28 protein-coding genes and 1 riboswitch are annotated in these 26,940 nt (G+C 61.4%); of the genes, 9 read left to right on the top strand and 19 right to left on the bottom strand.

Annotated features, from left to right (window positions below; all coding sequences use genetic code 11):
- Positions 1-41 precede the first annotated feature (41 nt).
- Positions 42-1,952 (bottom strand): patatin-like phospholipase family protein, encoded by a 1,911-nt coding sequence (locus HX868_RS09310; RefSeq protein WP_177002640.1) that lies wholly within the window; start codon positions 1,950-1,952, stop codon positions 42-44.
- Between the two features lie 100 nt (positions 1,953-2,052).
- Positions 2,053-2,445, bottom strand: coding sequence for an acyl-CoA thioesterase (locus tag HX868_RS09305; RefSeq protein WP_016977737.1), 393 nt, complete (start codon positions 2,443-2,445; stop codon positions 2,053-2,055).
- 198 nt (positions 2,446-2,643) lie between these two features.
- A riboswitch (S-adenosyl-L-homocysteine riboswitch) is annotated at positions 2,644-2,749 on the top strand.
- Positions 2,750-2,770: 21 nt separating this feature from the next.
- Between HX868_RS09305 and ahcY the strand changes: the two genes are divergently transcribed.
- The 5 genes from ahcY (at position 2,771) to rhlE2 (ending at position 9,324) form a co-directional block, all read left to right on the top strand.
- Positions 2,771-4,180: an adenosylhomocysteinase gene (gene ahcY / locus HX868_RS09300; RefSeq protein ID WP_016977735.1), complete on the top strand. Its 1,410-nt coding sequence runs from the start codon at positions 2,771-2,773 to the stop codon at positions 4,178-4,180.
- A gap of 171 nt (positions 4,181-4,351) precedes the next feature.
- Positions 4,352-5,197: a methylenetetrahydrofolate reductase [NAD(P)H] gene (gene metF / locus HX868_RS09295; RefSeq protein ID WP_177002639.1), complete on the top strand. Its 846-nt coding sequence runs from the start codon at positions 4,352-4,354 to the stop codon at positions 5,195-5,197.
- 81 nt (positions 5,198-5,278) lie between these two features.
- Positions 5,279-6,361, top strand: a complete 1,083-nt coding sequence (locus tag HX868_RS09290) for a hypothetical protein (protein WP_177002638.1) — start codon at positions 5,279-5,281, stop codon at positions 6,359-6,361.
- A gap of 63 nt (positions 6,362-6,424) precedes the next feature.
- The gene (locus HX868_RS09285; protein WP_177002637.1) at positions 6,425-7,216 is read left to right on the top strand and encodes a substrate-binding periplasmic protein; all 792 of its coding nucleotides are present in this window, start codon (positions 6,425-6,427) and stop codon (positions 7,214-7,216) included.
- Between the two features lie 221 nt (positions 7,217-7,437).
- Positions 7,438-9,324: an RNA helicase RhlE2 gene (gene rhlE2, locus HX868_RS09280; RefSeq protein WP_016977731.1), complete on the top strand. Its 1,887-nt coding sequence runs from the start codon at positions 7,438-7,440 to the stop codon at positions 9,322-9,324.
- A 159-nt stretch (positions 9,325-9,483) separates the two neighbouring features.
- Here rhlE2 and HX868_RS09275 read toward each other — a convergent pair whose 3' ends face one another.
- Both HX868_RS09275 and HX868_RS09270 read right to left on the bottom strand, forming a co-directional pair.
- Complete coding sequence (locus HX868_RS09275) at positions 9,484-10,062, bottom strand: YceI family protein (protein ID WP_028618275.1); 579 nt, start codon at positions 10,060-10,062, stop codon at positions 9,484-9,486.
- Between the two features lie 32 nt (positions 10,063-10,094).
- Positions 10,095-10,646: a cytochrome b gene (locus HX868_RS09270; protein WP_016976076.1), complete on the bottom strand. Its 552-nt coding sequence runs from the start codon at positions 10,644-10,646 to the stop codon at positions 10,095-10,097.
- A gap of 272 nt (positions 10,647-10,918) precedes the next feature.
- On the opposite strand from HX868_RS09270, the gene HX868_RS09265 reads away from it, so the two are divergent.
- Both HX868_RS09265 and HX868_RS09260 read left to right on the top strand, forming a co-directional pair.
- Positions 10,919-12,325 carry an adenosylmethionine--8-amino-7-oxononanoate transaminase gene (locus HX868_RS09265; RefSeq protein WP_177002636.1) on the top strand — a complete coding sequence of 469 codons (1,407 nt, stop codon included), beginning with the start codon at positions 10,919-10,921 and terminating at the stop codon, positions 12,323-12,325.
- A 123-nt stretch (positions 12,326-12,448) separates the two neighbouring features.
- On the top strand, positions 12,449-13,168 hold the full coding sequence (locus HX868_RS09260) for a 16S rRNA (uracil(1498)-N(3))-methyltransferase (protein ID WP_177002635.1): 720 nt from the start codon (positions 12,449-12,451) through the stop codon (positions 13,166-13,168).
- 3 nt (positions 13,169-13,171) lie between these two features.
- Here HX868_RS09260 and HX868_RS09255 read toward each other — a convergent pair whose 3' ends face one another.
- Genes HX868_RS09255 through HX868_RS09245 form a run of 3 tightly spaced genes read right to left on the bottom strand, consistent with a single transcriptional unit; the run spans position 13,172 to position 15,693 of the window.
- The gene (locus tag HX868_RS09255) at positions 13,172-14,074 is read right to left on the bottom strand and encodes a transporter substrate-binding domain-containing protein (protein WP_177002634.1); all 903 of its coding nucleotides are present in this window, start codon (positions 14,072-14,074) and stop codon (positions 13,172-13,174) included.
- Positions 14,075-14,099: 25 nt separating this feature from the next.
- Complete coding sequence (locus tag HX868_RS09250; protein ID WP_123474963.1) at positions 14,100-14,450, bottom strand: RidA family protein; 351 nt, start codon at positions 14,448-14,450, stop codon at positions 14,100-14,102.
- A 10-nt stretch (positions 14,451-14,460) separates the two neighbouring features.
- Positions 14,461-15,693, bottom strand: a complete 1,233-nt coding sequence (locus HX868_RS09245) for a D-amino acid dehydrogenase (RefSeq protein WP_177002761.1) — start codon at positions 15,691-15,693, stop codon at positions 14,461-14,463.
- Between the two features lie 99 nt (positions 15,694-15,792).
- Here HX868_RS09245 and HX868_RS09240 point away from each other — a divergent pair, with 99 nt between their 5' ends.
- The gene (locus HX868_RS09240; protein ID WP_177002633.1) at positions 15,793-16,695 is read left to right on the top strand and encodes a LysR family transcriptional regulator; all 903 of its coding nucleotides are present in this window, start codon (positions 15,793-15,795) and stop codon (positions 16,693-16,695) included.
- A gap of 92 nt (positions 16,696-16,787) precedes the next feature.
- On the opposite strand, the gene trhA is transcribed toward HX868_RS09240, so the two are convergent.
- On the bottom strand, positions 16,788-17,405 hold the full coding sequence (trhA, locus tag HX868_RS09235) for a PAQR family membrane homeostasis protein TrhA (protein ID WP_010207192.1): 618 nt from the start codon (positions 17,403-17,405) through the stop codon (positions 16,788-16,790).
- A gap of 144 nt (positions 17,406-17,549) precedes the next feature.
- Here trhA and HX868_RS09230 point away from each other — a divergent pair, with 144 nt between their 5' ends.
- Complete coding sequence (locus tag HX868_RS09230; protein ID WP_033897085.1) at positions 17,550-18,464, top strand: LysR family transcriptional regulator; 915 nt, start codon at positions 17,550-17,552, stop codon at positions 18,462-18,464.
- An 81-nt stretch (positions 18,465-18,545) separates the two neighbouring features.
- Here HX868_RS09230 and madM read toward each other — a convergent pair whose 3' ends face one another.
- From madM to HX868_RS09175, 11 genes are all read right to left on the bottom strand, one after another.
- Complete coding sequence (gene madM, locus HX868_RS09225; protein ID WP_010207194.1) at positions 18,546-19,310, bottom strand: malonate transporter subunit MadM; 765 nt, start codon at positions 19,308-19,310, stop codon at positions 18,546-18,548.
- 1 nt (position 19,311) lies between these two features.
- Positions 19,312-19,716 carry a malonate transporter subunit MadL gene (gene madL / locus HX868_RS09220; RefSeq protein WP_122310527.1) on the bottom strand — a complete coding sequence of 135 codons (405 nt, stop codon included), beginning with the start codon at positions 19,714-19,716 and terminating at the stop codon, positions 19,312-19,314.
- A 67-nt stretch (positions 19,717-19,783) separates the two neighbouring features.
- Positions 19,784-20,683 (bottom strand): malonate decarboxylase subunit epsilon, encoded by a 900-nt coding sequence (mdcH, locus tag HX868_RS09215; RefSeq protein WP_177002632.1) that lies wholly within the window; start codon positions 20,681-20,683, stop codon positions 19,784-19,786.
- Positions 20,680-21,267, bottom strand: a complete 588-nt coding sequence (locus HX868_RS09210) for a malonate decarboxylase holo-ACP synthase (RefSeq protein WP_177002631.1) — start codon at positions 21,265-21,267, stop codon at positions 20,680-20,682. Before HX868_RS09210 ends, mdcH begins: the two co-directional genes overlap by 4 nt.
- On the bottom strand, positions 21,261-22,031 hold the full coding sequence (gene mdcE / locus HX868_RS09205; protein ID WP_177002630.1) for a biotin-independent malonate decarboxylase subunit gamma: 771 nt from the start codon (positions 22,029-22,031) through the stop codon (positions 21,261-21,263). Before mdcE ends, HX868_RS09210 begins: the two co-directional genes overlap by 7 nt.
- Positions 22,028-22,870, bottom strand: a complete 843-nt coding sequence (locus HX868_RS09200; RefSeq protein WP_177002629.1) for a biotin-independent malonate decarboxylase subunit beta — start codon at positions 22,868-22,870, stop codon at positions 22,028-22,030. The genes mdcE and HX868_RS09200 overlap by 4 nt, the downstream gene beginning before the upstream one ends.
- Positions 22,863-23,162, bottom strand: a complete 300-nt coding sequence (locus HX868_RS09195; RefSeq protein ID WP_015886328.1) for a malonate decarboxylase subunit delta — start codon at positions 23,160-23,162, stop codon at positions 22,863-22,865. Before HX868_RS09195 ends, HX868_RS09200 begins: the two co-directional genes overlap by 8 nt.
- On the bottom strand, positions 23,162-23,995 hold the full coding sequence (locus HX868_RS09190) for a triphosphoribosyl-dephospho-CoA synthase (RefSeq protein WP_177002628.1): 834 nt from the start codon (positions 23,993-23,995) through the stop codon (positions 23,162-23,164). Before HX868_RS09190 ends, HX868_RS09195 begins: the two co-directional genes overlap by 1 nt.
- Positions 23,996-25,666, bottom strand: a complete 1,671-nt coding sequence (gene mdcA, locus HX868_RS09185; RefSeq protein ID WP_177002627.1) for a malonate decarboxylase subunit alpha — start codon at positions 25,664-25,666, stop codon at positions 23,996-23,998.
- A 207-nt stretch (positions 25,667-25,873) separates the two neighbouring features.
- Positions 25,874-26,308 carry a hypothetical protein gene (locus tag HX868_RS09180; RefSeq protein ID WP_028618290.1) on the bottom strand — a complete coding sequence of 145 codons (435 nt, stop codon included), beginning with the start codon at positions 26,306-26,308 and terminating at the stop codon, positions 25,874-25,876.
- Positions 26,271-26,900 carry a nucleotidyltransferase domain-containing protein gene (locus tag HX868_RS09175; protein ID WP_068937827.1) on the bottom strand — a complete coding sequence of 210 codons (630 nt, stop codon included), beginning with the start codon at positions 26,898-26,900 and terminating at the stop codon, positions 26,271-26,273. Before HX868_RS09175 ends, HX868_RS09180 begins: the two co-directional genes overlap by 38 nt.
- Positions 26,901-26,940 lie beyond the last annotated feature (40 nt).

The raw sequence follows: 26,940 nt of genomic DNA, 5'->3' as shown, positions 1-26,940 counted from the left end.
CTACGACACGCCGCGACGGTGGCTGTTCAGTGGCCAGGCAACTAAACCGGGATGCGCCAGGCCTTGGCCGCTTCCACAGTGGAAGAGCTGAACGGGACACTCCAGGGTTTATTGCGCGCCTTGTAGTATTTGACGATGCCGTCGAGCACGTTGTTGAACGCCTGTGGTGTCTTGGCATCCGCCAAGTCACGTGCCGCCCGTCTTAACAGCTCGACGTTGGCCGGTGGCTGGCCCGGGCGGTAAAGCGACGGGTAGATGACCTCACGCGTAAAGTTCTCGGCTTTCACCGCGATGTCGCGCCGCTTCATTTCAGCCACACCACTGGCCACGACTTTGGACAGGGGGGACGCCGTGTCTTGCTTGGCGGCCACCTGCAACAGTTGCTGGAAATTGTGTTGCCCTGCCGCGTTGAGCCGCCGCCCCAACCACTCGATGTGCTCCGGCCGACGGGCGAGTACATCGAGATTGCGCAATGCCGCCGCCAACTTCGGCGTGATCTTCAGCGAGGCGCTGGCTTGATTCGCTTCAGCAATCGCACTGTCCAAGGCCTGCAACGCTTGCAACGCAGTCTTGCGAAACAGCAGCACATCGGCAGCCGCCGGATCTTTCGCCAACTGACCCTGCACACTGGCCAGCATCTCGTCGTCCATCGCCAGCATCGCGTCCTCCAATGAAGCAAACGGATATTGCTCACGCACCTCCCCGCGTTTTTCCAGATGCACCGCCACCGCCTGACGGGCCTTTGCCTGCAGGTGTTCTTTCTGCTCGGGCGTCATGGTGAAGTTGACGGTGCCGTTGAGCATGCCGCGAAAGTCGCCTTTGTCCGTGTTCAGCGGCAAGGTCACCGTTTGGTCGGCATAGGCTTTGAGCCGTTCGTCCTGATACGCCTCGGCGGCCGAGTGTGGCGTGTCGGTGATTTTGTCGACGATGCTGCTGATAAATCCGCCGCTTTTTTTCGGCGTGGCTTCCTCGGACTCAAACTTGACGACCAAGGACTCAGGCTGGTTCAACGGACCTTGCGGCGGTGGCTGCCCGACCACGCCAGGCGCGGGCGTATTGGCGAGCAGCCCACCGTCCTGGAAAGCCGTGACCTCAGCCACTTGCTGGAACCCATGGCCTTGCTCTTGCGGGCTCTTGAACAACCCCGGCAGCGCGCCTGAAATACGGGCGGCGCGGGCGATATCCATGTCCGGTGTCAGGCTGGCGTTGAACACCACCAATTGCGGGCGGCCGTCGAACATGCCGGTGCCGGTGATGTTGAGTTGCTTGATCGCCGGAATATGGCGGCTCAACACGTCAAGGTCACGAAAGGTCGGCGCACCACCGGCGCTCAGCCTGTCGGCAATCTTCATGACTTCGGCGGGCCGGGTTTCCCTGGGCATGTCAGCGATATGGGCAAGGATAGATTTGCGCGACTCATTGCGCATCATCTCTTCAAGGGGCGACGCTTCGGTTTGCAGGCGCGGCAGCATGGTCAGCAACAATTGGGAAATGTTGCCGGCCGCGCCAGGCAGACGCCCGGCAAGTTGGCCAAGTTTGGTGCTGATCGTTTGCAGCCAGGCCGTCACCGGGTCTTTGCTGTTGAGCAGGCTGGGCAGGTCGATACTGTTCGACAGCTCGCCGAACGCCTTGGCGTCCATACCACTGGCCAGCAGCGTTGCGGAAATCGCCCCGGCGGACGAGCCGGAAATCACCTTCACCCCTTGCAGCTTCTTGCCCTCGTCCAGCGCCTGCACCATCCCCGGAAAAGCGATGCCCTTGGCGCCGCCGCCGCTGAGCACCAGATGACTGGGCGCGGGCGGTGACACTGCCACCTCGACTCGCCCATCGCTATGACGATAAAGGCTCAACTTGCGTGGGCCTACGCCTTCGACCAGAGGCGTCTTCACGACTTGGTCGATTTTTCGAGGTGACAGGGGTTGGATCTGGACAGGCGAACTGGACACTTTCATACACAGGCTCTCTCTTCAGGATGTAGCCCTGAGTGATGAGAGCTCCTGGGAAAGATCCGCGCTGAATGATTTGGTAAAGCAAATCAAACCCGCGCGGGGGTTACTCGTCCTGAAACTGATCCTTCACGTATTTGATCTCGGTACGCCCGTGAGGCGCTGGCAAGCCGTCTTCACCAAGATTGACGAAGACCATTTTCTCCACGGTCAGGATGCTTTTGCGGGTGATCTTGTTGCGCACTTCGCACGTCAGGGTGATGGAAGTACGGCCAAACTCGGTGGCGGTGATGCCCAATTCGATGATGTCGCCCTGGCGCGAAGCGCTGACAAAGTTTATTTCGGAGATGTACTTGGTCACCACGCGCTGGTTGCCGAGTTGGACGATGGCGTAGATCGCCGCTTCTTCGTCGATCCAGCGCAGCAGGCTGCCACCGAACAGGGTGCCGTTGGGGTTGAGGTCTTCGGGTTTTACCCATTTGCGGGTGTGGAAGTTCATGGTCACTCCAAAGCGTCTTGCCGAATGATGGGCAACATCATGGCAGAGCCTGGGCCCAAGCTCTATGCGCCATTGCCTATCAACCCCATCAGCGATCTTCATATGGCCGACGGAAAGGCTTGGGAAGTCTGGCGCACACAGCTATAATCGGCGCCGTTTCAAAACGGTCATCTCTAGTTGATACCGTTCTCCCGCCACCTGTCCGAGGGGCGCTGCAGCAGGTTCAACCTGTCAGGCTCGGATGGGGCGTTGTCCGGCCTGGTTAGCCAGTTGGATACTAAACGCACAACGGCGCCCATTCGCACACTACGAATGGAGGCTCTTCATGAGCGCAGTAAACACGCCTGCAGATTTCAACGACTACAAAGTCGCCGACATGTCCCTCGCTGCCTGGGGCCGTCGCGAAACCTTTATCGCCGAATCCGAAATGCCTGCCCTGATGGGTCTGCGCCGCAAGTACGCCGCTGAGCAGCCGCTCAAAGGCGCGAAGATCCTCGGCTGCATCCACATGACCATCCAGACTGCCGTGCTGATCGAAACCCTGGTTGCCCTGGGTGCCGAAGTGCGTTGGTCCTCTTGCAACATCTTCTCGACTCAAGACCAGGCCGCTGCCGCTATCGCCGCTGCCGGTATCGCCGTATTCGCCTGGAAAGGCGAGACCGAAGAAGAGTACGAGTGGTGCCTGGAGCAAACCATCCTCAAGGATGGCGCGCCATGGGATGCCAACATGATCCTCGACGACGGCGGCGACCTGACCGAGCTGCTGCACAAGAAGTACCCGCAGATCCTCGACCGCGTTCACGGTGTGACCGAAGAGACCACCACTGGCGTTCACCGCCTGCTGGACATGCTGGCCAAGGGCGAGCTGAAAATCCCGGCCATCAACGTCAACGACTCGGTGACCAAGAGCAAGAACGACAACAAGTACGGCTGCCGTCACAGCCTGAACGATGCCATCAAGCGCGGTACCGACCACCTGCTGTCGGGCAAGCAAGCCCTGGTGATCGGCTACGGTGACGTGGGCAAGGGTTCGTCCCAGTCCCTGCGTCAGGAAGGCATGATCGTAAAAGTCTCCGAAGTTGACCCGATCTGCGCCATGCAAGCCTGCATGGACGGTTTCGAAGTGGTTTCGCCGTTCATCAACGGCCAGAACGACGGCACCGAAGCCAGCATCGACAAGGCCCTGCTGGGCAAGATCGACCTGATCGTGACCACCACCGGTAACGTGAATGTTTGCGACGCGAACATGCTCAAGGCCCTGAAGAAGCGTGCTGTTGTCTGCAACATCGGCCACTTTGACAACGAAATCGACACCGCTTTCATGCGCAAGAACTGGGCATGGGAAGAAGTGAAGCCTCAGGTTCACAAGGTTCACCGTACCGGCGCTGGCGATTTCGACCCACAGAACGACGACTACCTGATCCTGCTGGCTGAAGGCCGTCTGGTTAACCTGGGCAACGCCACTGGCCACCCAAGCCGCATCATGGACGGCTCGTTCGCCAACCAGGTACTGGCGCAGATCTTCCTGTTCGGCCAGAAATACGCCGACCTGTCGCCTGCCCAGAAGGCCGAGCGCCTGACCGTGGAAGTATTGCCGAAGAAACTCGACGAAGAGGTGGCCCTAGAAATGGTCCGCGGCTTCGGCGGCGTAGTGACTCAACTGACCAAGACCCAGGCCGACTACATCGGCGTGACCGTCGAAGGCCCGTTCAAGCCGCACGCTTACCGTTACTGATTTGCCTGCTGCCCGCCTCCTTCTGGGGGCGGGCCCTTGTAGGAGCTGGCTTGCCGGCGATGCAGGCGCCTCGGTGGCTCAGTCAAACCAAGGTGACGTCATCGCCGGCAAGCCAGCTCCTACATGAATTGCGCATGTCCTTCAGGCCTATGAGTTTCCAAGGGTATTACCATGTCCCAAGATCGTCGCTACAGCTTCGAGTTCTTCCCGACCAAGACCGATGCTGGGCATGAAAAACTGATGGCCACGGCCACCCAGTTGGCCAGCTACAACCCCGACTTCTTTTCCTGCACTTACGGCGCCGGCGGCTCGACCCGTGACCGCACGATCAACACCGTGTTGCAGCTGGAAAGCCAAGTCAAAGTTCCCGCCGCTCCGCACTTGTCGTGCGTGGGCGACAGCAAGGCCGACCTGCGCGGCCTGCTGACCCAATACAAGGCCGCTGGCATCAAGCGCATCGTCGCCTTGCGCGGCGACCTGCCGTCCGGCATGGGCATGGCCAGTGGTGAGTTGCGCCACGCCAATGACCTGGTGAGCTTCATCCGTGAAGAAACCGGCGATCACTTCCATATCGAAGTGGCGGCTTATCCGGAGATGCACCCCCAGGCACATAGTTTCGAAGACGATCTGCAGAATTTCGTGCGCAAGGCCAACGCCGGCGCCGACAGCGCGATCACCCAGTACTTCTTCAACGCCGACAGCTACTTCTATTTCGTCGAGCGCGTACGGGCGATGGGCGTGAATATCCCGATCGTGCCAGGCATCATGCCGATCACCAATTACAGCAAGCTGGCGCGCTTCTCCGACGCCTGCGGTGCCGAGATCCCACGCTGGGTACGTAAGCAACTGGAAGCCTATGGCGACGACGTCAAGAGCATCCAGGCGTTTGGCGAGCAGGTCATCACCACAATGTGTGAAGAATTGTTGCAAGGTGGCGCACCCGGCTTGCATTTCTATACCCTGAACCAGGCTGAGCCGAGCCTTGCTATCTGGAACAACCTCAAGCTGCCGCGCTGAGGTCGTTCCAGCTACATCCGGCCCTCGTTTATACGGGGGCTTTTTTTGTTCAAACACTCCCGGAATGGAAGCCAGCAGTAAATGAATACAGCATCCCCGACTCCTCGCCCGCAGCTGGTTTACCTGGTATTCGGCGCCGAGACCTATCATCAGGAAGCGGTATTCAGCATCGCCAGCGCACTTGCGCATCTGGGCACTACACAGAACATGCCGTTGGATATCCAGGTGTTCAGCGATAACCCAACGCCCTACGCGGGCTTGCCGGTGCAGGTCCATACACTGGACGATGCCACGCGCAAACGCTGGAGCGAGCCCCATGGTTACCATTTCCGTACCAAACATGTGTTATTGCGCCAGGTACTCGAAACCGCAGAACGCGCGCTGCTGATCGACACGGACACGTTTTTCCACGACTCGCCCATGGCGCTGTTTGAACGCGTCGCCCCCGGCACCTTGCTGTGCAACGCGTTCCACTCCAAATACGGCGACAACTGCGAAAGTGTGCTGTATGAAGCCCTGGCCGAATACCTGGCGGACAAGGGTGTCGCCGACGACGATATGTGGCTGCTCAACTCCGGCGTCATGGGCATGGCCCGGCAGGACGCGCACCTGCTGGATCAGTCGATCGAGCTGATGGACGAGCTGTTTCCAATGGCCCAAGGTGCCTACACCCTGGAAGAATTCTGCCTGTCGGTGGCCGCGTACCGCCAAGTCAACCTGCGCCAGTGCCCGGACCTGATCCACCACTATTGGAGCCGCAAACAGCTGTTTCGCGCCAAGGTCAAAGCGTGGATCACCAAGCACGCCGCCGCGCCCATCAGCGCCGAGGCGCTGGCCGATACACGCAAGGTTTCCGCCCACCTGCCCCGCCCACCGCGCCTGCAGCGCCTGATGTACAAGCTGATCACCCTGGCACTGCCCAAGCGCAAGCAGCAATTCATCCGCGAGATTCTCTACGGCTGCTACGAACACGAAAATGAATTCGACCAGGCCTGTGGCCCGGTTTGGTGGGACAAGGCGCGGCAGAACCAGGAAGAGCGCCAAAAATGCCCGGTGGACGCGCACCAACTGGAGCATTGGTTCGCCAACCCCCTGGTGCGTCTTATTCTCGGCGAGCGGCGCACCGCTATCTATGAGCACCTGATGACCTCAGAGGCGAAATAACATCGCCCGCAGATGCGTGTGCCAGAGCTTCTCTTTAAGGCAGGAGCATCGTAACCTCAGGGCATGCCCATCATTCTGAAGCTTGTGACCGCTGCCCTTTTTACTTGCCTGAGCCTGGCCGCTTACGGCGAGAAACTGCGCATTGTCACCGAGCCCTGGGCGCCCTACGTGTATGAACAACAGGGCACCATGCAGGGGCTGGACTACGAAGCCACGGTGATCGTGTTCCAACGCTTGGGCGTGGAAGTGCAATGGCAGTTCCTGCCCTGGAAGCGCTGCCTGGCGATGCTCGACCAAGGCCATGCCGACGGAGCGCTGGATATTTTCCATAGCCACGAGCGCGACGCCTTGCTGCTGTACCCCAGCGAACCGCTGTCGGAGGTGGAATTCGTACTGTTCTACGCCAACGAGCGCCCCCACCCCGCCCAAAGCCTCGAAGACCTGCGCGGCCTTACCGTCGGCACATCGCCGGGCTACCTGTACGGTGCCGGGTTCACTGAATCCACCCTCTTCAACCGCGAACCGGCCCCCAGCCATGAGGCCAACTTCGGTAAGTTGATGCTCGGCCGTATCGACCTGCTGATCACCGACCGTCGCGTGGGCCAGCATGTGATCAAGGCGCTGGGGCTGGAGGGTAAGGTCAGCCAGGCGCCGGTCGTGATCAGTCGCCAGCAGCAGTTCCTCGCTGTGCGCCGTGGCGCGGGCATGGACCTGCTGGTGCAACGCTTTGCGGCCGAGCTCAGGCGCTTCAAACAAGAGCCGGCCTATAGCGCCTTGAGTGCCAAATATGGTGGAATCCAGACAATTACGGCACCTGGACGCACCGTTGAGCAGCAGGAAAGCAGCGCGCCGTGATTGCTCTGTTATACTCCGGCCTTTCCGCCAGGCTCACGCCCGGCCGCTGAGGTCTTGAAAAAGGCACCCAACCCCGCTACAGCGCAGCTTTCAGCCCGCGCGAGCCGGTGGAGTGCCCGCCAGACGCAGCAGGACCGGACGGGGTTGCGCTCCCCTAAGCGCCATTCACGCCCGGCAAGATTATCCCTTTGGGCCAAGCCCTAACTAAAACAGGATTACTCATGTCCTTTGCTTCCCTCGGTCTCTCCGAGGCTTTAGTCCGCGCCATCGAGGCAGCGGGCTATACCGAGCCTACTCCGGTGCAACAGCGGGCCATTCCCGCCGTGTTGCAAGGTCGCGACCTGATGGTTGCGGCTCAGACAGGTACTGGTAAAACCGGCGGCTTCGCCCTCCCGATTCTGGAGCGGTTGTTCCCCAACGGTCACCCGGACAAATCCCAGCGTCATGGCCCGCGCCAACCACGCGTACTGGTCCTGACCCCAACCCGCGAACTCGCCGCCCAGGTGCACGACAGCTTCAAGCTGTATGCCCGCGACTTGAAGTTCGTCAGCGCCTGCATCTTCGGCGGTGTCGGCATGAACCCACAGGTTCAGGCCATGTCCCGTGGCGTCGACGTACTGGTGGCATGCCCTGGTCGCTTGCTCGACCTGTGTGGCCAAGGCAGCGTCGACTTGTCCCACGTGGAAATCCTCGTGCTGGACGAAGCCGACCGCATGCTCGACATGGGCTTTGTCCATGACGTGAAAAAGGTCCTCGCCCGCCTGCCGGCCAAACGTCAGAACCTGCTGTTCTCTGCAACGTTCTCCCAGGACATCACTGCCCTGGCCGGCAAGCTGCTGCACAACCCGGAGCGCATCGAAGTCACGCCGCCGAACACCACGGTCGAGCGTATCGAGCAACGTGTGTTCCGCCTGGCCGCCAGCCACAAGCGTGCGCTGCTGGCCCACCTGATCACCGCCGGCGCGTGGGAACAGGTGCTGGTCTTCACCCGTACCAAGCACGGCGCCAACCGCCTGGCCGAGTACCTGGACAAGCACGGCCTCACCGCCGTCGCCATCCACGGCAACAAGAGCCAGAACGCGCGCACCAAGGCCCTGGCTGACTTCAAGGCCGGCACCGTACGCATCCTGGTCGCCACCGATATCGCCGCCCGCGGCCTGGATATCGATCAGTTGCCACACGTGGTCAACTTCGAGCTGCCGAACGTCGATGAAGATTACGTGCACCGTATCGGCCGCACCGGCCGTGCCGGTCGTTCGGGTGAAGCCATCTCCCTGGTTGCGCCGGACGAAGAAAAACTGCTGAAAAGCATCGAGCGCATGACCAAACAGAAAATCGCCGACGGCGACCTGATGGGCTTCGATGCCAGCGCCGTTGAGGCCGAGAAGCCTGAAGCGCGCGAGCGTCCGGACGTGCGTAACCCGCGCAACCCACGCGGTCCGAAGGGTGATGGCCCGAACGGCGGCGGTGGTGGCGGTGGTCGTCGCGACAAGGGCAAAGACAAAGGCGGCAAGGAAAAGGCGCCCACAAATGGCCGTGGCGAGCGTCCAGCCCGCGAGCAAAAGCCACGTGAAGGCACCCCAGCCCGCGAACAGCGCCAGCCAAGCCAACCGCCACGCGCTGCTGCCGACCGTGCACCGGACGAATTCCTCGACGACGACGTGGATAACTTCGGTAACCGCGTCGACTACGTGCCACAGGCCAAACCGGCCCAAGGCCGTGGCCGTCGTCCAGGTGCCCCGGCACAGGGCGCAGGCGCAGGCGCTCCACGTGGCGGCCAGCCACAAGGTGGTCGCCAGAACGGCCCGCGCAACAGCAGCGGCGGCACCACCGGTACGCCGCCCGCCAAGCGCAACGGCCCGCGTAACGGTGCTCCACGTGATGGCCAGGCGCGCCGCGAAGACTCGCGCAGCAACAACCGCCGTCCGGCCCGTGACGACCAGCCTCGCTCGTCCGAACCGGCCGTGCAGAATCCACGTGGTGGCCCTGCGCCGAAGATCATCCACAAGGAGTCGAAAGCGGATCGCTTCCCGACACCCGAGCAGTTGGATCAACTGCCAGGCCGTCCTCGTGGTGAAAAGCCAGCGCTGCTGACCCGCAACCGCTAGTTTCAAAGCGCCAAAAAAAATGCCTCGCATCGAAAGATGCGGGGCATTTTTTTAGCGCTTTGAAACTGTAGGAGCCGGCTTGCCGGCGATAGCGGTCATTGGGTCACTGCAAACCTCAAGGGCCTCATCGCCGGCAAGCCGGCTCCTACGTACGAAGCATTACTTCGTCTTAACACCTTCCAGCGAGATGTCGAGGTCCACAGTCTGCGAGGACGGGCCTGGGCCTTTGATGCCGAAGTCGTTCAGGTTGACAGTGGTCTTGGCGTTGAAGCCGGCACGCTCGCCGCCCCACGGGTCTTTGCCCTCACCGTTGAAGGTAGCCTTGAAGGTCACCGGCTTGGTCACGCCGTGGAAGGTCAGGTCGCCGGTCACGTCAGCGGTTTTGTCGCCGGTGGACTTGACTGCGGTGGAGACAAACTTGGCGTCAGCGAACTTGGCCACGTCCAGGAAATCTTTGCTGGCGATGTGCTTGTCACGTTCTGCGTGGTTGGACCACAGGCTGGCGGTTTTCACGTCGACCGCGATTTTGCTGGCCTCAGGCTTGGCGGCATCCCAGCTGAAGGTGCCGTCCCAGTCCTTGAAGGTACCGTGGATGAAGCTGTAGCCCAGGTGGCTGATTTTCCAGTCGATGAAGGCGTGCTGGCCTTCTTTGTCGATCTTGTAGTCAGCAGCCATCACTTGGCCTGCGGACAGCAGGGCAGTACCGATTGCCAGAGCGGCGAGGGTCTTTTTCAACATGCGTTCTATTCCTTGTGAGTCGAGGTTGAACATCAGGCTTTGCGGCCCAGCATACGAAGCAGGGTCGCATCACGGTCAATGAAGTGGTGTTTCAACGCAGCCACGCCGTGCAAGCCGGCGAAGACCACCAACACCCAAGCGAGGTACAGATGCACCAGGCCGGCGTTATCTGCCTGGTCCGGTAGTCCGGAAACCACGGCAGGAATCTCAAACAGGCCAAACACCGGGATACCGACACCGTCTGCGGTGGAAATCAGGTAACCGGCGATCATCACGGCAAACAACCCGAGATACAGGAACCCGTGGCCGAAGGCAGCGCCGATACGGGTCATGCGGCTGTAGCTGGCCAGCGGTGGCGGCGGAGGGCTCACCAGGCGCCAGACAATACGCACCAGCATGATGGCGAACAGCGTGATGCCAATGCTCTTGTGCAAATCCGGCGCGTCTTTGCGCCAGGCGCTGTAATAGTCGAGACCGACCATCCACAAACCCAGGGCGAACAAGCCAAACACCACCAGGGCCACGCCCCAGTGCAAAACCATGCTGACCCAACCATAGCGGGCCGGTGAATTGCGTAACTGCATGTACTTAATCCCGTAGTAGTGCGCCCAAGACTAGCGATTTACCTATCGAATTAAAGCGGAAAATTTCGCTTTGAAATATCGAGAAATACGATCTTGAGGGTATGAAGCGTAAATTAACATCGGATTAAGGACTATCCAGAAGAAACGTGACAGACCGTCCTGCCTTTACCGTCAATTCATAGGTAATGGCTTGTGACACAGCCATGCATTGCATAGGCTTGCGCGATTGTTTTACCTGCGCCCGCCGCAGGACCGCTTCGAGGAGATCACCGATGGGCTTGAACAACCAGTGGATGCAACGCGACCTGGCGGTGCTGTGGCATCCCTGCACCCAGATGAAAGACCACCAGCAACTGCCGCTGATCCCGATCAAGCGCGGTGAAGGCGTGTGGCTGGAAGACTTCGAAGGCAAGCGCTACCTCGATGCCGTCAGTTCCTGGTGGGTCAACGTGTTTGGCCACGCCAACCCGCGTATCAACCAGCGCATCAAGGACCAGGTCGACCAATTGGAACATGTGATCCTGGCCGGTTTCAGCCACCAGCCGGTGATCGAGCTGTCCGAGCGCCTGGTGCAAATGACGCCTGAAGGCCTGACCCGCTGCTTCTATGCCGACAACGGCTCGTCCTGCATCGAAGTCGCGCTGAAGATGAGCTTCCACTATTGGCTCAACCGCGGCCTGCCGAACAAAAAGCGCTTCGTCACCCTGACCAACAGCTACCACGGAGAAACCATCGCCGCGATGTCGGTGGGCGACGTGCCGCTGTTTACCGAAACCTACAAGGCGCTGCTGCTCGACACCATCAAAGTGCCGAGCCCCGATTGCTACCTGCGCCCCGAAGGCGTGAGCTGGGAAGACCACTCGCGCACGATGGCCCAAGTGATGGAACAGACCCTCGCCGAGCACCACGACAGCGTCGCCGCCGTGATCATCGAACCGCTGATCCAGGGTGCCGGCGGCATGCGCATGTACCACCCGGTGTATCTCAAATTGCTGCGCGAAGCCTGCGATCGCTACGGCGTGCACTTGATACACGACGAAATCGCCGTAGGCTTCGGTCGCACCGGCAGCATGTTCGCCTGTGAGCAGGCCGGCATCCGACCGGACTTCCTGTGCCTGTCCAAGGCCCTCACCGGCGGTTACCTGCCGTTGGCCGCCGTGGTCACCACCGATGACGTGTACGACGCGTTCTACGACGACTACCCGACCCTGCGAGCGTTTCTGCATTCCCACAGCTACACCGGCAACCCGCTGGCGTGTGCGGCGGCCTTGGCGACCCTGGATATCTTCGAAGAAGACAACGTCATCGAGAACAACAAGGCCCTGGCCCAGCGCATGGCCACCGCCACCGCGCACCTGGTGGACCACCCGCATGTGTCGGAAGTACGCCAGACCGGCATGGTGCTGGCCATCGAGATGGTCCAGGACAAAGCCACCAAGGCCGCCTACCCCTGGCAGGAACGCCGTGGCCTGAAGGTGTTCGAGCACGCCCTGGAGCGCGGCGCGCTGTTGCGGCCTCTGGGCAGCGTGGTGTACTTCTTGCCGCCCTATGTGATTACGCCGGAGCAGATCGACTTTTTGGCTGAGGTAGCAAGCGAAGGCATCGACATCGCCACCAACAGCAAGGTCAGCGTCGCCGTGCCAGAAAACTTCCACCCCGATTTCCGCGACCCAGGCTAACCCTGTAGGAGCCGGCTTGCCGGCGATGAGGCCCTTGAGAACAGCGTTGATCTTAAGGACGCCATCGCCGGCAAGCCGGCTCCTACAGAGGTTTGTCATCGCTCCTATTTCCAGAGAACAGAAATGAGACTGTCCCGCTTTTTCACCGACACCCCGCTGAGCATAGGCGATCACGAATTGCCGGAAGCCCAGGCGCACTACATCAGCCGTGTGCTGCGCATGGGCGAAGGTGACGCCGTGCAATTGTTCGACGGCTCCGGCCAGGAGTTCCGGGGCAGCCTGCTGGAGGTCGGCAAGAAACGCGTTACCGTGCAACTCACCGAAAGCTTTGCGGGCCAGGCCGAATCGCCGCTGCATATCCACCTCGGCCAGGGCCTGTCCCGTGGCGAGCGTATGGATTGGGCGATACAGAAGGCGACCGAACTGGGCGTCAATGCGATCACGCCGATTTTCAGCGAGCGCTGCGAAGTGCGCCTCAAGGACGAACGCGCCGACAAACGCCTGCTGCACTGGCGCCAGGTGGCGATCAGCGCCTGCGAGCAATGCGGGCGCTCCACGGTGCCGGTGATTCACCCACCGCAGCTGCTGACGGATTGGTTGAAACAGACCGAAGCGGACTTGAAGCTGGTGCTGCACCCGGTGGCCGAGCCGATGGTCAGTCACGCCAAGCCGTCGAGCCTGGCGTTTCTGATCGGACCCGAGGGCGGGCTGACCGACAACGAAGTCGACACCGCCCAGGGTGTCGGCTACCACGCCGCCCGCCTCGGCCCGCGCGTGCTGCGTACCGAGACGGCGCCGGTGGTAGCGTTGGCAGTCGCCCAACAATTGTGGGGCGACTTCTAGGGATTACTCCACGGGATCGCTGACCGGCTTGGCAATGATCGCCTTAAGCTCGCTGGTCATCGGAAATTCCAGGTTCAGCCCCTTGGGCGGGATCGGCTGTTCAAACCAGCGTTGGTAAATCCCGTTGATCTCGCCACTGCGGTACAGGTCGGCGAGAGTTTCGTTGACCACCGCCAGAAACTGCGGGTCGTCCTTGCGCACCATGCAACTGTAGATTTCCCGCGATTGCTCCTCGCCCACCACGACCCAGTTGTGTGGGTCCTTGGCCTTGGCGCGCTCGCCGTAGAGCAACGCGTCGTCCATGTAGAACGCCACAGCGCGGCCTGTTTCGAGCATCTTGAACGCTTCGCCGTGGTCCTTGGCGCTGATCACGAACATGTTGGTCTTGTGCTCGGCGTTGTAACTCTTGAGGAAGCGCTCGTTGGTGGTGCCCGCGGTGGTCACCACGTTCTTGCCTGCCAGGTCGGGAAAGCCTTTGATGCCGCTGTCCTTGGCCGTGAGCAATTGCCCCTTCACGTAGATAAACCCGTAGGAAAACGCCACCTGCTTCTGCCGCTCGGCGGTCACGCCGGTGGAGCCGCATTCCAAGTCGACGGTGCCGTTCTGCACCAGCGGGATGCGGGTCTGGGAAGTCACCAGGTTGTACTTCACATTGAGCGTGGCCACCCCGGTTTTCTGCTGGATGCGCTCGACGATCTTGTTCGCCAGCTCCACCGAATAGCCCATGGGCTTGCCACTGTGATCCCCCACGTAGGAAAACGGCACCGACGCATCGCGATAGCCCAAGGTTATGGACTTGGCGCTGGCGATCTTGGCCAGCGCACCGTCCAGCGGCGCTTGATTCGCATAGGCCTGTGCGCTGAACAAAAGCCCCAAGGTGCAGCCGGTCAACAGGATCTTTTTCATTGTTATTCTCCGTTGGTCTTTGAAGTTACTTACGTACAGCGATCACACTGATTTCCACCAGCACACTCGGGCGCGCCAGTTCTGCTTGCAGGGTGGTGCGCGTCGGCGCCATGCCGGGCGACAGCCAGGCTGACCACTCGTCGTTCATCGGCGCAAAACCTGCCCCGATGTCTTTCAGGTAAATCGTCGCGTTGAGCAGGTGGTCTTTGTCGCTGCCGGCCTGGGCCAACAACGCATCGATCTTGGCCAGCACTTCGCGGGTCTGCGTGGCCACATCCTGGCCTTCACCGGGCACTTGGCCCGAGAGAAACACCAGGTCCTTGAAAATGGCCGCGCCACTCAGGCGTTCATTGCTGCTGATTCGGGTGATGGTCATCGGTGCATCCTCATGCAGCGCGGGGCGCAAGGCCCTGCATATCAATGGAAGGGGCGTGCTGGCTGATCAGCTCGGCCAGCAATTGGCCGCTACCGCAGGCCAGGGTAAAACCGAGAGCGCCGTGGCCAAGGTTCAGCCACAGGTTGCGGCAGGTGCTGGCGCCAATCAGCGGTACGCCTGTCGGCGTCGCCGGACGCATGCCGGCCCATTCCACCGCGCGGGCGTAGTCGCCGGCGTCAGGAAACGTCTCCAGTGCCTGGCGCTTCATCAACGCCAGGCGTTTGGGCTCAAGGCTGGCGTCGAAGCCAACAATATCCACCATCGCGGCTACCCGCAGTTGCTCACCAATACGCGCGTACACGATCTTGCGGTCGTAGTCGGTGATGCTCACATTCGGCGCCTGATGTTGCGTGCCAATCGGCACGCTGAGGCTGTAGCCCTTGAGCGGGTACAGCGGCAACGGCACCCCCAACTCGGCGCTGCGATACCCGGCCGCCAGCACCAGATGCTCAACCGGCATCACCTCATCGCCCAACTCGATGGCCTGCACCACTGCGCCAGCCTGACGAATACCGGTGACCTTGCGACCCAGCAAAAAGCGGCATCGTCCCGACGCTTCCAACCGCGCCGCCAACTGCTGGCAGAAGGCGTGACAATCACCCACTTCTTCATTGGGCGTGTAGATCCCCCCGACAAAACCACCGCCCGCCAGCGCGGGTTCCAGGCGTGCGCAATCGGCGGCCGAAAGCACTTGCTGTTGCAGAATATCGGCGACCTTGCTGCGCGCCTGTTCAAAAGAGCCGGCATTGCGAAAGGTCACCAGCTTGCCGTTGCGCCGCCAATCGAAGCCATCCAGGTGATCTTCGTCACGCCACCGCTGCAAGGTGTCCTGGCTCAGGGACGCCAGGCGCAGCAGGTGCGCGGCATTGCGTTTGTTCACCGAGCCACGGCAGGCACCGAGAAACGCCGCCATCCAGCGCCACTGTTGCGGGTCGAGACGCGGGCGCAGCTTCAAGGGAGAGTCACCGCGCAACAACCAACCAATGGCTTGCAGCGGCACACCGGCATCGGCCAGTGGCGCGACGTAGCGATAAGACAGCTGTCCACCGTTGGCAAAGCTGGTCTCGCTGCCCAGGGTCTGGCGCGCATCGATCACCGTCACCTCATGACCTGCACGCACCAACGCATAGGCGCTGGCCAGACCAATCACTCCACCCCCGATGATGCACACCATTGCCGCCACCCGCCGTTGAATCAAGAGACCTCAAGCCTAGGGGCAGGTGACAGGTCGCCGACAATGAATAAAGATGGCTCACCTATAAACAAAGGTTATGGACTCGCCATGCGCTTGCGTCATATCGAAATCTTCCAGGCCATCCGCCAGACCGGCTCCGTCAGCGCCGCCGCGCAGTTGTTGCATGTGTCGCAACCGGCGGTCACCAAGGTGCTGCAACACGCTGAATTGCAGCTGGGCTTCCCGCTGTTCCTGCGCGTGCGCGGCAAATTGCAGCCCACCCCGGAAGCCCTGGCGCTGGAAAGCGAAGTGGAGAAAGTCACGGAAAGCCTGCAAGGCGTGCGACGCCTGGCCAAGAGTCTGCGCCGTGCACCAGGCCAGAGTGTGCGCATCGGTGCGATCCCGGCGCTGGCTCTCTCGTTGCTGCCACCGGCGATTCTGGAATGGAAGCGCGACTATCCGGACATGGCCTGCGAGCTGTCCAGCGACCACAGCCGCGAGTTGGTGCAAAAGCTGCTGATGCGTGAAATCGACCTGGCGCTGACGCTCAACTTCTCCGGGCATCCGGGTTTGACCACGCAGGTGCTGGCCAACGGTGTGCTGGTGGCGCTGGCATCCAAAGGCTATTGGTCCGATGCCGAGCTGAGCCAGCCGCTACCCCTGGCGGACCTGGCAGGCACCGCATTGATTGGTCTTTCCAGCGCCGACCCGCTGGCAGCGAAACTCGACAGCTACCTGGAAAACGTCGAGCCACCGCCGAGGGTGACGATCTCCGTACAAACCTACTCCCTGGCCCGTGCCATGGTGGAGTCCGGCGCCGGCCTGACGGTGATCGACCCCTTCACTGCCCTCGGTGCCTCGACAGCCACCACGTGTATCCGCACACTCACCCCGCCGCTGCCGATTACCCTGTACGCCCTCACCCGCGCCGATGAACCACCGCCGCACATGCTGGCCAATCTGCTGCAGATTTTTGGCCACCGAGCCCGTGAACTGCTGGAACGCTTATAACTGTAGGAGCCGGCTTGCCGGCGATGAGACCCCTGAGCCCTGCTGCGACCTAGCAGCCGCCATCGCCGGCAAGCCGGCTCCTACAGTGCTGGTTACAGCACGTAATGCATGATCGCCACGAAGTGCAACAAACTCCCGCCGATCACAAACAAATGCCAGATCCCATGGGAATGACGCAGGCGGTCCTCCAAGGCAAAAAAGATGATGCCGACGGTATATAAAACGCCGCCCGACGCCAGCCAGATAAACCCCGCCGTGCCCAATGCGGCGAGCAGCGGCTTGACCGCCACCAGCACGATCCAGCCCATCACCGCGTAAATCACGATCGACAGGATGCGCGCCTCGGAGCGCGGCTTGATCTCCTGCAGGATGCCAATCACCGCCAGCCCCCACACGATGCCAAACAGCGTCCAGCCCCACGGCCCTCTCAAGGTCACCAGGCAAAACGGTGTGTAACTGCCGGCGATCAACAGGTAGATCGAAAAGTGATCGACCTTTTGCATGATCTCTTTTCGACGCCCACGCACGCTGTGGTACACCGTGGACGCGCTGTACAGCACCATCAGCGTAAAGCCGTAAATCGCCACGCTGACGATCTTCCAGGGGCTGCCGTCCAGGCTTGCCACTACCAACATCCATACGGCGCCAATACACGCCGCGACTGCACCGAGCAAATGGCTCCAGGCGTTGAATCGTTCCCCGTGGTACATGTGCCGCTGACCTCCTGTAACCATTAAGGGCTGAGCGGCAAGCGTCCAGCCTTGCGCATAAGAGTGCAAGCGGCGTGTGACGTTCCGGGGACGGCGCGCGGTTTTGCGGGCACAATCGAGGGTATTCGAACAAGAGCCACGGCCATGCTGATCGACGAAGAATTCACCCTCAAAAAGCTCGAGATCTTCCTGGCGTTCATGCGCACCGGCAACCTGGCCCGCGCCGCCGCCGAGCTGCAAACCAGCAACGTCAGCGTACACCGCGCCATCCATTCCCTGGAAAATGCCCTGCGCTGCCCGCTGTTCAAACATGAAGGCCGCAACCTCACGCCGCTGGAAAGCGCCTACGTATTGGAAGAACGCGCGCAGAAGCTGGTGGCCGATGTGGTCGACAGCGTGCGCCTCACCCGAGAAGCCGCTGGCTTCTCTGCCGAGCGCTTCAAGCTCGGCTCGCTGTATTCGCTGACGGTGAAGACCGTGCCGCAATTGATCATGGGCCTGAAGATCCGCCGCAGCGAACTCAATATCGACCTGATCCTGGGCTCCAACTTCGACCTGCTCTACAAGCTCAAGAACATGGAAGTGGACGCGATCCTCATCTCCCTCGACGAGCATGCCAACGACCCGGACTGCGAACAGATTGCCTTGTTCTCCGACGACATATTCCTCGCCACCCCGGCGGATTCACCGTTCGACCGCGATCAACAGATCGACCTGGCGGATGTGCGCGATGCAACCTTCATCACCCTCACCCAAGGCTTCGCCACGCACCAGGATGGCAATCGCGTGTTCAAACAGGCGGGGTTCGAGCCGAAGGTGGCGATGCAGGTCAATGACATCTTCACGCTGTTGAGCATGGTCAGTTCGGGCGTGGGTTATGCGCTGCTGCCGGGCAGGATTGCGGCGGTGTATGAGAACCGTGTGAAGTTGATACCGCTGCAACCCCGGTACCGGTTGCAGCAGCATATTGGCGTGGTGTTCCTGAAGGCCAAGGAGCGTGATCCTAACTTGTTGGCGTTGTTGGCGGAGTGTCGGATGTATGCCAATCGGCAGGTTTGACCCAACCTTGTAGGAGCCCGGCTTGCCGGCGATGGCGATTTCAAGGACGCCATCGCCGGCAAACCGGGCTCCTACAAGGAACTAACCGACCAGGCCGCGCACGATGAAATAGAGCAACGAAGGCCCGAGCAAGCAACCCAACCCGGTATGGAACGTCGCCGTCAGCGCGCCATACGGCACCAACCGCCGATCTGTCGCAGCCAAGCCAGCGGTCACGCCGCTCACCGTGCCGGCCAACCCACCAAACACCATCGCCGAACGTGGGTTATCCAAGCCCATCCAGCGCGCCGCCACAGGCGTACCCACCATCACCAGAATCGCCTTGATCAACCCGGTGGCAATCGACAGCGCCATCACATCCGACGTCGCGCCAATCGCCGCACCGGTCACCGGGCCGACGATATAGGTCACGGCACCCGCGCCAATGGTGGTCATGCTGATCGCATCGCGATAACCAAAGGCCCAGGCCATGCTCGCACCGACGATAAACGGCAGGATCGTGCCCAGCAGCAACGCGATCACACCGATCATCCCGGCCTTGCGCGCCTCGGTGGCTTGCACTTCAAACGCGGTGGCGACGATGGCGAAGTCGCGCAGCATCGCGCCGCCCATCAGGCCGATGCCGGAGAACAGCGCCAGGTCCGCCAGACCTTTCTGGCCGCCGGTGATCGTGCCGCCGACCCAGGCCAGGACCAGTCCGATGACAATGGCAATCGCCGAGCCATGGATGCGCCCAAAGGTCAGCCGCTTGGACAGCACCACGGAAATCCACATCACCACGCCAACAAAGGCAAACGCGGTGATCAGGCCGTTATGCTCCAAACCTTTTTCGATGAGATCCCACATATCAGCGGCCTCCCGCAGGAACAATCAGTGGTTCCTCAGCGGGCAAGGGTTCGCCCTTGTGGGTACGGCTGATCAGCGCGATGGTGCAACCACACACCACCACAGAACCAATCGCCGCGAGTACCGCCACCGGCCCACCGTGCAGGGCGGTGACCACGTTTTGTTGCGCAGCCATCGCCACCACCACGGGGATGTACATCGCGCCCCAGAAGCCCACGCCCATTTCGCAATCCTTGGTCATGCCGCCGCGTTTTTGCATCCACAGGCGGGCGCAGATCAGCAGGATCATCGCGATCCCCACCCCGCCCACATTGGATTTGACGCCCAGCAACACGCCAAGCATGTCGCCCATGATCACGCCCGCGAGCGTGCAGATCGCCAGCAATGCCACACCGTAGATAATCATTGTTGTTGTCCTCAAAGTGCTCGATCGAAATTGTTGTTGTTGTGCTTCGAAAGCCTTGGGTGATGCTTTATCGGTGGCGGCGCTCCTCCTCTTGCAGCAGGGCCTGCAAGGTGTCCAGGCGTGCGCCTTCGCAGGCGATCACCGTGCCTTGTTCGAATACGCGGCGTGACAGGCCGGTGAGCACGGCGCCCGGTGGCAGTTCGATTTGCAGGCGCACGCCGCGCTCGTAGGCGCTTTGCACAGTGCCGCGCCAATCGACGATGCGACACATGTTGAAGGCCAGGTCATCGCGCAATTGTTCGGGGTTGTGGATCGGCCGCGCACGGGTGCTGCTCAAGTAGGTGATGCGCGGTGCCTTGAGCGGCACGAAGGCTTGCGCCAAAGCCTGGGCTGGCTGCTCCAGCAACGCGCAATGGGACGGCACGCTGACGGCCAGTCTCTTGGCAATGCCATTGCCTTTGATGCGACTGGCGACAAGCTTCATGGCTTTGTCGCTGCCGGCGATCACCGTCTGGTTATCGGCGTTGATATTGGCCAGGTACACCGGGGTTTCGGAGCTGTGGATTTCGGCCAGCAAGCTTTCGACGGTGGATAACTCCGGCCCGATGATCGCGGTCATGCCGTAGCCCTGTGGATAAGCGTTTTGCATCAGCTCGCCGCGCAGGCTGACCAGCTTGAGAGCGTCGGCGAAATCCAGCGCACCGGCAATCACCGCTGCCGGGTAAGCACCGATGGACAGCCCTGCGACGTAATCCGGCGTGTATTGCAGCAAGCGCGCGTGGGCCACGCCGGCGATCAGCAGGCAAAGCTGCACGGCGCGGGTACTCGCCAGGGCCTCCGCCGAATCCAATGCGCGAACGTCTTCATCCAAGGCTTCGCTGGCGTGTTCCAACACATCGGCCGGCAACGCCTGGAGCATGCCCGGACGTTGGGCGCCCTGGCCGGGGAAGACCAGAAGGCTGCTCATGCTACGGCCTGCCAAGGGTCGAGGACGAGGTGCGCACCGTTGACCGTTTTCAACAGCACCCGCCGCGATAGACCGGCCCATTCGCGCAGGGCGATAGCGCCGAAAGGTGTTTGCAGTTGCATATCCACGGCGCACGCGGCCTTGTCCAAGGTTGCCAGCAAGTCACGTGCGTCGTTGCGATTCAGCGGCTCGGGCGTGCGCAGCATCAGGTCCAGATCGCTCTGGGCATGCAGCGCTTCAATGCCCGTGGCCAGCTCAAAACCCGCGCTGCCCGTAACCCCCCAATTCAAGGGCGCCAGCAGTGGCCGCAGTTGTTCGAGTGCGTGCAAAGCCGGTAAGTCTCGCATCGAGGTAACCTCACGCAGCGCTTGCGGCGTGACTCGCCGCTGCACCGCGGCAATCGGCATCTCGGCAGCAAACCGCTGCTCGCGCGAACGCCCGCGCAAGCCTACCGCGACCCAGCCCGGCGTGACGGTGGCGCGACGCACCACCACCGTGCCTAATGCCTCCACCGCCCACGGCGGAGCATCAGCAGGCAGGTGCGCCGGGGTCATGCCCCAGAGCAAATCGTGGGCGTTCACCATTGCTCTCGCAGCAGTTGGCGCACGTGGCTGGAAGCGGCGCGGTTGGTAGCACCAAGGCGGCCGCTCAAGTCGGTGCTGCCAATATCCTTGATCGCACTGACCAGGCAATCGCTGACCCGCGCCACATCCTCCGGCGTGGGTTGTTCAATCTGGCTGACCGACAAGGTTTCCCACAACAAGCCCAGGCTAGCGTAGCTTTCGATGTCATAAGCCATGGGCGGCACGCTGGCGGCCAAGGCTTCCAATTCTTCAACGCTGCGCAGCGTCACGCGCGCGGCCGAGGCCTTGCCCATCGCGTGCACCATCACACCGGGATCGCGCAGGGCAATCAGGCGATTGGCTTGATACCCATGGGCGAGAAACGCACCGGACATCGCCTTGCCCACCAGCAGCGCAATCACCGGGTGCCCGGCCAGTCGAGCACGGGCGTAGCTGTCAGCGGCGGCGGCCAGGGCCTGGTGGATGCCGAGGGCTTCTTCGCGACGGCCATAGGCTTGGCTCGGTACATCGACAATGGCGATGATCGGGCGCTTGTCACCACGGGCGATGGCTTCATCGACGGCTTTCGCCAGACCCCAACCTTCCAGCAGGCCGACTTCGCCATTGCGTGCGCGGGGGAAGCGGTTTTGCGCGTCGGTGACCACAGCGATATAGCGCACAGGCTGCTCACCCAGCACACCATCGGCGACTTTCAGCGAGTTGGGCAAACCCTCAACGGCTGTCGCTCCGGCGCTCAATGCGTTGAACCAGTGCAAACCTCTCATGAGCGTTCTCCTTGATACAGCGCGCGTACCGTCGCCGGGTCGATTTGCGGCGTGGCGTCCAGTTCGGCCAAGCGCGCCAGGTAATAGTCGGCCTGGCGGCTGCGTTGTTGGGTGGGCAGGCCTTTTTGTAGTAATGCGCTGACGGTCTGTTGAATCTCGGCCACATCGTCAGCGACATAGCGATCGGCCAAAGCGCTGTTGAAGCGTTGCTCACCGCCGGTCAGGCTCCAGATGAAAGGCCGATCGCGGGAGTCGTACTCCTCAAGCCCCGCTTCCTGTTCGATGACTTGCGGGCCATTCAAACCCAGGCGCGCTTCGCGGGTGACAACAAGGTAACTGCACAACCCAGCGGCGATGGACATGCCGCCAAAGCAACCGACACTGCCCGCCACCACGCCGATCACTGGCTGGTACTGGCGCAGATCGACAATCGCCGCGTGAATATCCGCGATGGCCGCCAGGCCCAGGTTGGCTTCCTGCAAACGCACGCCACCGGTTTCCAGCAGCAGCACGGCGCGGGTGGGAATGCCCTTGCGATTGTCCTCGGCTGCCAGCTCCAAGGCGCCAGCAATTTTTGCACCGCCGACTTCACCGAGGCTGCCGCCCTGGAAGTTGCCTTCGATGGCGGCAATGACGACAGGTTTTCCATCAATGCTGCCCTTGGCAATCACCACCCCATCATCGGCCTGGGGCACCACACCTTGGCGACTGAGCCACGGCGACATGACGCGCTGGAACGGGTCGATCAATTCGCGGTAGGAACCGGCGTCCAGCAACGCCTTGGCCCGCTGCCGCGCGCCCAGTTCAACGAAGCTGTGTTTGGCGAGTAAATCAGTCATGGCCGATCTCCTCGAAACCCTGCTCCAGGCGCAAACGCACCACGCCGGGGGTGGCACCGAAGTCGTGGATATCAATGTTCAACGCCGGCGGCGTCTGCTCCTGGAAGATGCGCTCGAACAGATGCTGCCAGCGTTGTTCGGCGCCATTCACCGAGGTCTGCACCTGGATGGTCAGCGTGCCCGGCGTACCCGGTTCCAACAGCACTTCCAGGTCGCCCGAGCCAACGCAACCCACCAGCGCACGGCCTTTTGGCGGCTGCCCGGCGGGGAATTCAAAGGACAAGGTTTCCATCACAACGCTCCGTCGAGGCGGTCGATAAGCAGGCAGGCGGCCAACAGGTCGGCGGCGCCGCCCGGAGAGGCATTCAGGGCCAGCAGTTGAAGGTCTAACTCATGCAATTGGCGACGCCCTGCCAGCGTTGCGCTGCCACCTTCATCGAGCACCGCTTGAGCGCCCTGCTGCATCGCTAACAGGCCTTCGGGACCGGCGCGGTAAAGCACGCAGGTGTCGGCCAGTTCGGTCATGATCGCCAGTAAGGCGTCCAGGCGGGCGTTCTGTTCGCCTGCATTTTGCTGGCGGCTTTTATGCAGTTGCGGCAAGCCACGTTGCACCACCGAGGGAAAGCCGAGCTGGGCTTCTTCACGGGCACCGCGCGCGCCGTAGCGCTGGGCGACCTGGGCGCCATGACTCATGGGTTGTGGGGCGTAGCGGTCGTTGAGCAGGGCTAATCTGGCGGCGTTCAGGGTGATAGAGCACGGTTCCAGCGCTGCCGCTGCGGTGAGCAAACCGAGGGCCCAGATTGCGCCGCGATGGGTGTTCACGCCGTGGGTGGTGACGAGCATCGCTTGCTCACCGTCGCGGCCAATACGCCCAAGGGCTTCGCGCAGCGGCAAGCCGACTTCACCGAACTCAATCGCGGCTTCGGCCATTTCCTTGAACATCGGCCACAGCGACAACGCCGAGGCGTGCATCAGGCCCAGGTGCAAATCGCTATGGGCGCCGTTGCCGCGACGGTCTACCAAGGCCGGTTTGGGCGACAGGTCGGCTTCATCGATCAGCGCATCGACGGCCATATCCGCCAGGCGTTCAGCAAGTGTCAGTTCATGCAATTTGAGTGCGCGCATTTACCAGCTCCTGAATTTGGCGGGCGGGTTGTACAGGCCACCGGACCAGTCCACCAGGTCGGCCACGCTCTTGGCGGCCAACAGTTCGCGGGTGGCGTCGGTGCGGCGGATGCCCAAGTCTTCGGGCAAGGCGATCAGGCCTTCGCGACGCATGCGCGCGGTGTCCTTGGGGTCGTGGCGCATACCGATGGCGGTGACGCCTGCCACAGCGGCAATCATCGCCTGGCGCTCTTCGAGGGAACGCGCCTTGTACAGGTAGGCGATGCCTTCTTCGGTGAGCAAGTGGGTGACGTCGTCGCCGTAGATCATGATCGGCGCCAGGGGCATGCCGCTTTTGCGGGCGACTTCCACAGCATCGAGGGTGTCGACGAAGGTGGGTTTGCCGCCTTCCTGGAAGGTCTCGACCATTTGAACCACAAGCTTTTTGCCGCGCTCCAACAAGGCTTCGGGCGCATCGTCGTGGCGCATATCCAGCCAGGCGGGCGTGCCATGGCGACGACCGCGTGGGTCATGGCCCATGTTCGGCGCGCCGCCAAACCCGGCGAGTCGGCCACGGGTTACGGTGGAGGAGTGGCCGTCGCCGTCGACTTGCAGCGTCGCACCGATAAACAGGTCCACCGCGTATTGGCCGGCGAGTTGGCAGAACATACGGTTGGAACGCATCGAGCCGTCGCGGCCGGTGAAGAACACATCCGGCCGTGCGGCGATGTAGTTTTCCATGCCCAATTCAGTGCCGAAGCAATGCACGCTTTCCACCCAGCCGCTTTCAATCGCAGGGATCAGGGTGGGGTGCGGGTTGAGGGTCCAGTTGCGGCAGATCTTGCCCTTGAGGCCAAGGGATTCGCCGTAGGTCGGCAGAATCAACTCAATGGCGGCGGTGTTGAAACCAATGCCGTGGTTAAGCGACTGCACATTGTGTTTTTCGTAGATGCCACGGATTGCCATCATTGCCATCAGCACGTGCACCGGCTTGATGTGGCGCGGGTCGCGGGTGAACAGCGGCTCTATGTAGAACGGCTTGTCGGCCACCACCACAAAATCCACCCAGCTCGCCGGGATATCCACGCGCGGCAAGTCGGTGACGTCGTCCACCAACTGGTTGACCTGCACGATCACGATGCCATCGCTGAACGCGGCGGGCTCGATCAGGGCCGGGGTGTCTTCAGTGCTGGCGCCGGTGTAGATATTGCCGGCGCGGTCGGCCATGAAGCCGGCGGAAAGCACCACGTTGGGGATCAGGTCCACCACCAGCCGCGCATAGAGTTCGATGTAGGTGTGGATCGCGCCGATTTCCAGCAGGCCGTCTTCCAGCAACTGGCTGATGCGCAGGGATTGGGTGCCGGCGAAGGAGAAATCCAGCTTGCGGGCGATGCCTTTTTCAAACAGATCCAGGTGCTCGGAACGGCCGACACTGGGCATGATCATGTGCAAATCGTGGAGCTTGGACGGGTCGGCTTTGGCGAGGGAGCGCGAGAGGAAATCCGCCTGCTTCTGGTTATTGCCCTCCAACACCACACGGTCGCCGGGCAGGATCAGGGCCTCAAGCGCCTCGACGATCCTGTCACTGGGCAACACCGCACCGTCTGCGTATTTTTTGACCAGCCCGAGCCGCCGCTGCTTCTCGTCGCGCCGCCGCGTCCAGCGCGAGTCGGGGGTGATTGTTGTTGTCATGGTCGCTCCACGGGTTTGCTGTCGTGGGCTGTACCTTAGGAGTGATTGAGGGGGCCATCAATCAAGCTGGGCGGTGGATCGTTACGGCTGGAGTAACAAAGCCTGTGTAGGAGCTGGCTTGCCAGCGATAGCGGTCGCTAATTGAACAATGTGCCAACTGACAGCACGCCATCGCCGGCAAGCCGGCTCCTACAGTTGACCGGTGATTCATTCCCACCTATGACCAGCAAGCAATGCTTGCACATTGCTCATTAATATCTTCGCACCTTCCATTAATTGGCCCAGCAGCGCCTCATCTTCATCCATGTACCCTTCATATTCCGCGAGGTTCCGACGCTCATGACACAACGCCAACAACCTCACCTGCACTTTGCCGGCGTCTGCGGTATGAACCAGGCATTGGAAGACCAGATAGCGTTTATCCGAGCGATAACCTTGCAAGCGCAAGGCCGTAAGGGCGATAGCATGAGCGGCGTTGTAAGCCAGGTCGAAACGACTGGCGAATGATAACTGCGGATTACCGGCGTCCCTCAGCCGATCCCTGGCTGAACGCATCAGCCCATCACACTCTTTGCGATCCGGCGGCTCAGCCTTCAAGCCGCCGCTACGTTGCAGATTCTCCAGGTTTACCTTGTTGTCCATCCGTGGATTCCAGGGGGTTGCTCCCCATCAGGTTGATCTTGTCCTGCTGCACGACCCGCTGCACAAAACTGTTCCCGGCATTCCATTTGCCGATCCAGTCTTCAGGGGTGTAAAGCGTCGGGTTGAGGGTGCGGCCCAGTTGCTCTTCCAGCGGCATGAGCTGCTCCATGACTTCACTGTAGTTGAGGCTTTCGCCGATCAACATGAGATCTATGTCACTGGATGAGTGCGCCTCGCCTTTGGCGATGGAGCCGTAGATAAACGCCCAGGTTATCTGCTTGGCGAACGGCGCCAGTGCAGTGCGCAATGGTTCATCCAGGCTCAGGGTCTTGCGCACGATGGCCAACAACTCCGAGTAAATCGGGCATTGGGGGTTGGCTTGGTAATGGGTCTGGTTGCCTTGGCGCGTCATGCTCAAGATGCCCGCCAATTGCAGACGTTCAAGCTCACGAGTGAGGCTGCCCTTGCCCACCTGGGCCCATCGCGCAATTTCATTGGTGAAGAAGCTTTGGTCGGGTTTGCCGAACAGCAGGCCCAGTACTTTTTGTTGGGTGACGGTGAAGAGTGCAGTGCTGATCGGCAAGGTGTGCATGGCAGCGGCCAAAGAGTCCCAAAAAGGGAACGATAGGTCC

Source organism: Pseudomonas reactans (genome assembly GCF_013385825.1).
Lineage (GTDB): Bacteria > Pseudomonadota > Gammaproteobacteria > Pseudomonadales > Pseudomonadaceae > Aquipseudomonas > Aquipseudomonas reactans.
The sequence above is the reverse complement of the archived record's forward strand: the minus strand, read 5'-3'. Positions and strand labels throughout refer to the sequence as shown.

What these genes read in the sequence shown, in the direction of transcription:
- trhA (WP_010207192.1), bottom strand. Translation starts at nt 17,405, where the DNA reads ATGTACCACGGGGAACGATTCAACGCCTGGAGCCATTTGCTCGGTGCA.
- HX868_RS09240 (WP_177002633.1), top strand. Translation starts at nt 15,793, where the DNA reads ATGCGCTTGCGTCATATCGAAATCTTCCAGGCCATCCGCCAGACCGGC.
- HX868_RS09255 (WP_177002634.1), bottom strand. Translation starts at nt 14,074, where the DNA reads ATGAAAAAGATCCTGTTGACCGGCTGCACCTTGGGGCTTTTGTTCAGC.
- HX868_RS09210 (WP_177002631.1), bottom strand. Translation starts at nt 21,267, where the DNA reads ATGGTGAACGCCCACGATTTGCTCTGGGGCATGACCCCGGCGCACCTG.
- HX868_RS09275 (WP_028618275.1), bottom strand. Translation starts at nt 10,062, where the DNA reads ATGTTGAAAAAGACCCTCGCCGCTCTGGCAATCGGTACTGCCCTGCTG.
- mdcA (WP_177002627.1), bottom strand. Translation starts at nt 25,666, where the DNA reads ATGACAACAACAATCACCCCCGACTCGCGCTGGACGCGGCGGCGCGAC.
- madM (WP_010207194.1), bottom strand. Translation starts at nt 19,310, where the DNA reads ATGTGGGATCTCATCGAAAAAGGTTTGGAGCATAACGGCCTGATCACC.
- HX868_RS09250 (WP_123474963.1), bottom strand. Translation starts at nt 14,450, where the DNA reads ATGACCATCACCCGAATCAGCAGCAATGAACGCCTGAGTGGCGCGGCC.
- metF (WP_177002639.1), top strand. Translation starts at nt 4,352, where the DNA reads ATGTCCCAAGATCGTCGCTACAGCTTCGAGTTCTTCCCGACCAAGACC.
- HX868_RS09195 (WP_015886328.1), bottom strand. Translation starts at nt 23,162, where the DNA reads ATGGAAACCTTGTCCTTTGAATTCCCCGCCGGGCAGCCGCCAAAAGGC.
- HX868_RS09270 (WP_016976076.1), bottom strand. Translation starts at nt 10,646, where the DNA reads ATGCAGTTACGCAATTCACCGGCCCGCTATGGTTGGGTCAGCATGGTT.
- HX868_RS09290 (WP_177002638.1), top strand. Translation starts at nt 5,279, where the DNA reads ATGAATACAGCATCCCCGACTCCTCGCCCGCAGCTGGTTTACCTGGTA.
- HX868_RS09230 (WP_033897085.1), top strand. Translation starts at nt 17,550, where the DNA reads ATGCTGATCGACGAAGAATTCACCCTCAAAAAGCTCGAGATCTTCCTG.
- mdcH (WP_177002632.1), bottom strand. Translation starts at nt 20,683, where the DNA reads ATGAGCAGCCTTCTGGTCTTCCCCGGCCAGGGCGCCCAACGTCCGGGC.
- HX868_RS09310 (WP_177002640.1), bottom strand. Translation starts at nt 1,952, where the DNA reads ATGAAAGTGTCCAGTTCGCCTGTCCAGATCCAACCCCTGTCACCTCGA.
- HX868_RS09175 (WP_068937827.1), bottom strand. Translation starts at nt 26,900, where the DNA reads ATGCACACCTTGCCGATCAGCACTGCACTCTTCACCGTCACCCAACAA.
- HX868_RS09265 (WP_177002636.1), top strand. Translation starts at nt 10,919, where the DNA reads ATGGGCTTGAACAACCAGTGGATGCAACGCGACCTGGCGGTGCTGTGG.
- rhlE2 (WP_016977731.1), top strand. Translation starts at nt 7,438, where the DNA reads ATGTCCTTTGCTTCCCTCGGTCTCTCCGAGGCTTTAGTCCGCGCCATC.
- HX868_RS09190 (WP_177002628.1), bottom strand. Translation starts at nt 23,995, where the DNA reads ATGCGCGCACTCAAATTGCATGAACTGACACTTGCTGAACGCCTGGCG.
- ahcY (WP_016977735.1), top strand. Translation starts at nt 2,771, where the DNA reads ATGAGCGCAGTAAACACGCCTGCAGATTTCAACGACTACAAAGTCGCC.
- HX868_RS09200 (WP_177002629.1), bottom strand. Translation starts at nt 22,870, where the DNA reads ATGACTGATTTACTCGCCAAACACAGCTTCGTTGAACTGGGCGCGCGG.
- HX868_RS09285 (WP_177002637.1), top strand. Translation starts at nt 6,425, where the DNA reads ATGCCCATCATTCTGAAGCTTGTGACCGCTGCCCTTTTTACTTGCCTG.
- HX868_RS09305 (WP_016977737.1), bottom strand. Translation starts at nt 2,445, where the DNA reads ATGAACTTCCACACCCGCAAATGGGTAAAACCCGAAGACCTCAACCCC.
- madL (WP_122310527.1), bottom strand. Translation starts at nt 19,716, where the DNA reads ATGATTATCTACGGTGTGGCATTGCTGGCGATCTGCACGCTCGCGGGC.
- HX868_RS09180 (WP_028618290.1), bottom strand. Translation starts at nt 26,308, where the DNA reads ATGGACAACAAGGTAAACCTGGAGAATCTGCAACGTAGCGGCGGCTTG.
- mdcE (WP_177002630.1), bottom strand. Translation starts at nt 22,031, where the DNA reads ATGAGAGGTTTGCACTGGTTCAACGCATTGAGCGCCGGAGCGACAGCC.
- HX868_RS09260 (WP_177002635.1), top strand. Translation starts at nt 12,449, where the DNA reads ATGAGACTGTCCCGCTTTTTCACCGACACCCCGCTGAGCATAGGCGAT.